Source organism: Streptomyces sp. NPDC051776 (assembly GCF_040681345.1).
Lineage (GTDB): Bacteria > Actinomycetota > Actinomycetes > Streptomycetales > Streptomycetaceae > Streptomyces.
The window spans coordinates 59,704-66,241 of sequence record NZ_JBFAYQ010000039.1 but is presented as its reverse complement, the minus strand read 5'-3'; the positions used below and the strand labels follow the sequence as shown (position 1 = coordinate 66,241).

Here is a 6,538-nt window from a genome sequence, read left to right as displayed (position 1 = left end):
TTCAGCACCGCGAACTGTTCGACGAGCAGGCCGCGTTCCCCACCGAACTGACAGCTGCAGCTTGACGCATTGGCATCGTGAGGTGTCTACCGCGACAACTCCGCGCCCGCCGCGCGCAAGACCCAGCCGCCCCCGTCCACCAACTCCTCCGGGAAATCATCTACGTGCTGGTCAGAGCCTGTGCCTGGCAGGCGTTGCCGCCGTGCTTCGGGGCATTGAGTCGACCGTGCATCGCCGGTTCGTCATCTGGTCCCGTGCGGGGTCTGGGCCGGTTGCACCAGAAGGTTCTCCAACTCCTGGACGAACAGGGCCTGGTAGAAATTTCTCGCGCGGTCCTCGACTCGGCCCATGCCCGCAGCAAAAAGGGCCAACTTGCTGGTCCGAGCCCCGTGGAGGGGGGCGGTTGGGGTGACGTGACGTCGCTGTTCGTCTGCTGCCGAGTCGGCGGGGGTGTTCTCTACTGCTTGGGCATGGCGAGGTCCCGGCGCGAAGTCGGGTTCACCACGGACTACAGGTCGTGGGCGGTCAGGGGTTTGCTGGTCAGCCAGCGGGACGGGGCAGGGCAGCGAGCGCGATGTCCTGCTGGCTCACATCACCGCCTGTGCTGGAGCCGCCTTTTCAGCGCGGGCGCCGCCGCCCTGCACATGGGTGAGCATCGTCCTTGTTTCTGCAGCGGCTTCCTGGCCATCGGCCTCAGTCTGCGCTGCTGTTGGCGTACGGGTTGGCGTACGCCAACCCACCGCCTCTTCGCACGCCACTGAACATGCTCGGACTCATATGACCAGGTCGACCAAGACCATCAGACTTTGCAACGCTCTGGGCACCGTGCGGGCCGTTCGGCGTCCCAGTCCCCGGCAGCGGGGAGCGCCGGGGAGGGGCACACCGCCCCCCCTGCTGAAGAGGTTCCACGCTTCACCAGGGGGAGGCGGTGCGGTTTCGCCTACCGGTAGACGGTGCGGAAGCTGGTGGACCGGTCAACGGCGATGCACTTGCCTTCGGCGCGGCTGCCGGAATCGATGGTGAGGGTGAGGTTGTTGGGGTTGTTGCAGTTGTTGTTCTGCCGACCTTCTTGGGCGACGTTCTGCTGGAAGAGGCCCGCGGTGGATGAGCCACCCTCGGCCTTGGCTCCTCCGCCGATGGTCGCGGTTTCCACATTCGCGGAGTGGTCGACCAGCTTGCAGTTCGCCTTGAGACGGCCTCCAGCAGGAGTCTCTGCAGTCCCGATGACTGTGCTGTTGGGGTTGTTGCAGTTGTTGTTCTGACGGCCCTTCTGGGCGATGTTTTGCTGGAACACGTCGCCGCCTGTGCTGGAGCCGCCTTCGGCGAAGGCTTCGCCATCCTTGACAAGCGTGTGTTTGTTGAAGGAGCCGTCCTTGTCCACGCAGCGACCCGACACCCGAGCGCCCGTCAGAACGACGGTCCCGTCGTTGGGGTTGTTGCAGTTGTTGTTCTGCCGGGAGGACTGCGCAACGTTCTGCTGGAAGAGACTCCCGGCCGTGGCGGAGCCTCCCTCCGCCCTGGCCTTCGCCGCCTTCCCATGATGATGGGGGTGACCGTAGTGGGCGGGCTTCGCCTTCCCGTGATCGGTGCCCTCGTGGGCCGGCTTCGTCTTCCCGTGATCGGTGCCCTCGTGAGCGGGCCTCGTCTTCCCGTGATCGGTGCCCTTGTGGGCCGGCTTCGTCTTCCCGTGATCGGTGCCCTTGTGGGCCGGCTTCGTCTTCCCGTGATCGGTGCCCTTGTGGGCCGGCTTCGTCTTCCCGTGATCGGTACCCTCGTGAGCGGGCCTCGTCTTCCCGTGATCGGTACCCTCGTGAGCGGGCCTCGCCTTCCCTGGATCGGTGCCCTTGTGAGCGGGCCTCGCCGTCTCATGGGCGGCATCCGTGTCGGCGGGCTTCGCCCTCTCATGGGCGCCGCCCATGTTGGCGAATGCCGGTGCGGATCCTGCTACGGCCCATCCGCTTACTGCTAGGACCAGCATGGTAGTGGTCGCGATCTTGTGTACCCGCATCCTCTGATCTCCTTATGTCATTGGCTGAGCAAGCCGCTCCCTGCCCCTTTCTTTGTTCAACGTCGTTCTGTCTTCCTGGGCATGGCCCCTACCGCGTCCCCCACCCTGATGGCCCCAGCCTTTCCCCCGGATGCTGAATCGCCCCAGGTTGATGGAGACATCGAAGACCCGGAAGGATGCCGATCATGGTTTCTCCCCATAAGATGTCGTTCCTTTGGCGGACAGGGTCGTTGTGTTGGTACGACGAATCGTGCTGAGCGTCTGGTGTCCCGATGACCTGTGGGAGTTGTTTCGGCGGGTGGTGCCGGAGACATTGGTGATACGCCCGCAGGGCGGTGGCCGTCGGCGTCGGGAATTGTGAGTGCCTGGCAACAATCGTGTTCGTGGCCACATCGGGGTGTTCCTGGGGCAGCTACCGCCGGTGTTCGTACCGCCCTGGTCCACCGTCTACCGGCGTTTCGCCCGGTGGACCAAGGCCCGGGTATGGGCCCGTCTGCACCGCGTCATACTCGATGACCTCGGAGCTCAGGGCGACCTGGACTGGTCACGCTTCGCTGTTGACTCCGTCAGCAACCGCGCCCTCAAAGGGGCAGCTGAGGGGACCGAATCCGACCGACCGCGGCAAGAACGGATCGATCCACCTCGTCGTCGACCGCGGCGGCCTTCCAGTCTCCGTCGCTGTCTCGGCCGCCAACTCACATGACAGCCTCGTTCTGCGGGGGCTCATCTCTTGGATTCCGCCTGTTCGCAGCCCTCGCGGGCCACGGCGCCGCCAACCCGCGAAGCTCCATGGCGACAAGGGCTACGACCATCTTCACCTGCGGCGATGGCTCCGCGAACGCGGCATCACACCCCGCATCGCCCGCCGCGGCGTCGAAGCCTTTCAGCACCTGGGCCTGACATCGATGGCCGGTGTCCAGAATCGTCTCGATCCAGTCACCTTGGCGACGTTCTGGTGCACGATCACGCGTTCGTCCTCGGGACAACGTCCGGTCCCGTAGACCGGGGACGGTGCGGCCGGCCGCGGCGACGAACGAGTGCCAGGCGGTGACCATGTCCAGGAACTCCACCGTCCGGTCGACGTTGCGGACTGCCGGCGCGACGAGGGCTCGTGCGTTCGACGTAGTGTGGGCTTGTCGACTGCGTTCGGCCTGGCACGGTTGATCTGGAAACGGGCGGTGTCGTCGCTCATCGCCTTGAACGCGACGTCCGGCCTGCGAAGCAGGCTGGACGCGGCGGTGGTCGCCACCGTCTCGTCGCGGGTGAATTCCTCCACCACCCGGACGTTGTCCTCCCCCGACACTATGGCCGCGACCTGCGGACGCTTGTTGAGCGACGTTGAAGGTGCGCATGAACGCGACGTTCTGGTTGTCGACGGGGCGAGTGAACGACCCCCGTGACCGTCAGGCCGCCGGGGTGCTTGTACGCACTTCTTTGGGCACCAGCGTTTCATGGCTCCACTGCGTACCAAGTTGATCTGGCTCCACCGGTATGACAAGGCAGTTCAGGCGGTGGTCCGGCTGGCCTGTGCATCGCATCTTGCTCGTGATCGAATAGGGGATGACTTCGTTCTGGACTGGTAAGCGGGTACGTCTGCGCGGCATCGAGCCTGAGGACTGGACGGCATTCATGGGCTTCGCCGTCGACGAGGAGCGGTTGGGAGACCTGCTGCATCCGCCTCGGTCTGCCGAGGGGTTCCGCGCCTGGGCGAAGGACCAGGCCGTCGCGAAGTCCGACGGCGACTGCTTCACCTTGGCCATCGAAGCCCTGGACACGGGGCAGATCGTCGGGGCTGTCGGCCCGCACTACGCAGATCCGCAGGCGGGGCGGTTCGAATACGGCATAACGACGGGTGCTGGGCACCGACGCAAGGGCTACGCCGCAGAAGCCGTGGTGATGCTGCTGCGATTCATGTTCGCGGAGCGGCGGTACCACAAGTGCGAAGCGCGGATCTTCGGGCACAACGAGGCATCGCTGGCTACTGCATCGCCGTCTCGGCTTCGCCGAGGAGGGGCGCCTGCGCGATCACGTGTTCTTCGCCAGCCGACACCATGATCTCGTCGTGACGGGCATACTCGCTGACGAGTTCGCGATGCTGCACTCTATGAGCGAACTTGAGTGAAGCCTGGTCTCCCTGTCGGGGATGCGCTGATGGAGGTCCACCGAGGCTTCAAAACTACCGTCAGCACCCTGCATGGAGGATTGCCGACCCGACTCAACTCAGGTGCGGACCTCCGGTGACCGCGGCGGCTGGACGAGAACGGGCGATGGTGCGGCCAGAACTGGGACTCGTCGGCCGGACCCGAAACGGACGCAGTTGTCGGTACAGCGGAACCACCCGTTCGAAGTGGGGCCAAATCACCTTGCTACTGGGGCGTGAATCACACCAATACACGTCCCCTTCAGCTCGGCAGTGGAGCCCAAACAACTCCGTGCACTGGAGCCCAAACAAGTGCTTACAGACAGCCGGGGTCGTCGTGAACGCGGTGTCGGGTTCGTCGTCACTCTGTCGCGTGGGTCTCGTGATGGCGACGCGGGTTGAGGACTCGTCGACGCTGCCCTTCTCCTCGGTGAAGGCGGCGATGAGGGATTGCCAGGCGATGTTGTTCACCTAGCCGGGCAGGCCGCGGCTGGTGAGGTGGACGCCTGGGCCGTACGTGCACCGGATCCCGGCCGGCGTCGGTAGGGTGGCCGATTCCGCCGGCAGTGGGACGTCGTGTGCGGTGGACGCCTCGCTCCCGTGCCCGCCTGGGCCAAGGCCGTACGTTCGGCAGAATGAGCACAGTCAGAAGGGTTTTCGGCGGCGCCCTGTTCCACGTGCCGCATCCACACGACTCCGCCGCCTGGCTGCGCGACACGCATCCCCACCCCCGGCTCCTTCCGGCAACGTTGGTCTCGGGTACGGGGCTGTTCATGTTGGGTGTGAACACGACCGGCATCAACACCGCACTTCGCGGGATGGCCGAGGACCTCGGTATGGGGACCGTTGCCCTGGGCTGGGCCGTCGGCGTCTACATGCTTACGGTCGCCGCGATGGTCGTACCAGGCGGCCGACTGGGCGACATCCTCGGGCAGCGGGTCACCATCGTGACAGGCAGTGTGGTGTTCGCCGGCGGAGCCGTGGTGGTGGCATCAGCCGACTCCGAATTGCTGCTGATCCTCGGTCGCATCCTGCAGGGCGTCGGGGCAGCAGCCCTCATGCCCTCGACGATGGCTGTCCTTCGGATCGTGTGGCCGCGCGAGAGGCAGGGCGTCGCCCTGGGCCTGTGGGGTGCGGTGGCCGGTCTGGCCTTCGCCGTGGGGCCGCTCATCGGGGGTGCCTTCACCGACGGGCCCTCCTGGCGATGGCTGTGGTGGGCCAGCGCGCTCTGGGCGTTGTCGGTGGCCCTACTGGCGGGTCTCGCCCTGCCAGGGCTACCGCATGGAAGGAAGGAGCACGCCGTCGATGTCTCCGGCACGCTGCTGCTGGCATTCTCCCTCGGCGCGCTGCTCGTGGGCCTTCAGCAGATTCCGGCCTGGGGTCTGACGTCGCCGGCGACGCTGACGGCTCTGTCCGTGGCGGTCGGGGGACTGGCGATGCTGGTGCGGGTCGAATCCCGTTCCGCTGCGCCGGTGCTTCACCTGCGGCTGCTGAAGAAGCCGCCGCTCGTTGCCGCGTGTCTGGGTACCGCGGTGAACACCCTGTTCCTGATCGGCTTTCTGTACTTCTTCAACCTCTACGCGCAGTCGCCGGAAACACTCGCGTTCTCGGCCGTCACCGCGAGCGTCGCCCTCCTCCCGTACGGAGCATGCGTTTTCGCCGTGTCGATGGCCATCGGCTCCCTGTGCGACCACGTGGGATACAGATGGCCGGTGGCCGCAGGCATCGCCCTGACCGGGGCGGGCTCGCTCTGGCTCTCGAAGGTCGGCGCACACAGCGGTTACGACGCGATCTGGCCCGGGACGCTCGTGCTGGGAGTGGGCGTGGGCACCACGCTGTCCGCCCCCTCCGCCGCGGGGCTCGGCGCCCTCGCAGGCACACACGCGGGAGAGGCGTCAGGCATCATCAACGTAGCCCGGTACGTGACGGCCGCTCTCGTGGTGTCCGTCGGAACCCTCGGCTTCCTCGCCGCAGGCTCGGAGCGACTGAACTCATCTCTCGACGAGGCGGGAACACCCCGCCCGGGAAACACAGCTGTCGATCAGCTCCTCTCGGGAGCGTCGAGGCCCGCCGAACACTTGCTGGACGAGCCCCACGGGCAAGCGCTCCGGCAGGCCACTGCCGACGCTCTGTCCCACGGATTCGCCTCGGTGATGTTCTGGCTGGGTGTCCTCGCTCTGATCGCGACCCCGCTGTGGCTGGTGCTGATGGGGCCGTCACGCGGGAGACGCCCACACTGATCACGCGTGAGCCCAAACCACCTGCCACGCCAGCACCGACCCGGCTTATCCGGCATGCAGTCCCTGCGATGCCGAGCATCGCGTGGTGAACGCCGTCGCCCTCCAGCCGGGCAGTGGGGTGCCGAGCGACTTCTGTTCGGGCCTCAGGCT

2 protein-coding genes and 4 pseudogenes are annotated in these 6,538 nt (G+C 66.2%); 4 read left to right on the top strand and 2 right to left on the bottom strand.

Annotated features, from left to right (window positions below):
* Window positions 1-155 precede the first annotated feature (155 nt).
* Window positions 156-401, top strand: a pseudogene (locus AB0M26_RS24945) (transposase); the annotation flags it as partial.
* Window positions 402-940: 539 nt separating this feature from the next.
* On the opposite strand, the gene AB0M26_RS24940 reads toward AB0M26_RS24945, so the two are convergent.
* Entirely contained in the window at window positions 941-2,008 is a 1,068-nt protein-coding gene (locus AB0M26_RS24940; protein ID WP_365264048.1) for a hypothetical protein, read from the bottom strand.
* A gap of 247 nt (window positions 2,009-2,255) precedes the next feature.
* Here AB0M26_RS24940 and AB0M26_RS24935 point away from each other — a divergent pair.
* A pseudogene (locus tag AB0M26_RS24935) lies at window positions 2,256-2,938 on the top strand (IS5 family transposase); the annotation flags it as partial.
* 35 nt (window positions 2,939-2,973) lie between these two features.
* Here AB0M26_RS24935 and AB0M26_RS24930 read toward each other — a convergent pair.
* A pseudogene (locus tag AB0M26_RS24930) lies at window positions 2,974-3,461 on the bottom strand (DUF6192 family protein); the annotation flags it as partial.
* 107 nt (window positions 3,462-3,568) lie between these two features.
* Between AB0M26_RS24930 and AB0M26_RS24925 the strand changes: the two are divergent.
* Together AB0M26_RS24925 and AB0M26_RS24920 are read left to right on the top strand one after the other, a co-directional pair.
* Window positions 3,569-4,130: pseudogene (locus tag AB0M26_RS24925) on the top strand (GNAT family protein).
* Window positions 4,131-4,783: 653 nt separating this feature from the next.
* A complete protein-coding gene (locus AB0M26_RS24920; protein ID WP_365264047.1) occupies window positions 4,784-6,388 on the top strand; it encodes an MFS transporter in 1,605 nt (534 codons plus the stop codon).
* The last annotated feature ends 150 nt before the right edge of the window (window positions 6,389-6,538 follow it).

Bases quoted from the DNA above. Each gene is read 5' to 3' on its own strand.
- AB0M26_RS24940 (WP_365264048.1), bottom strand. From the start codon at position 2,008: ATGCGGGTACACAAGATCGCGACCACTACCATGCTGGTCCTAGCAGTA.
- AB0M26_RS24920 (WP_365264047.1), top strand. From the start codon at position 4,784: ATGAGCACAGTCAGAAGGGTTTTCGGCGGCGCCCTGTTCCACGTGCCG.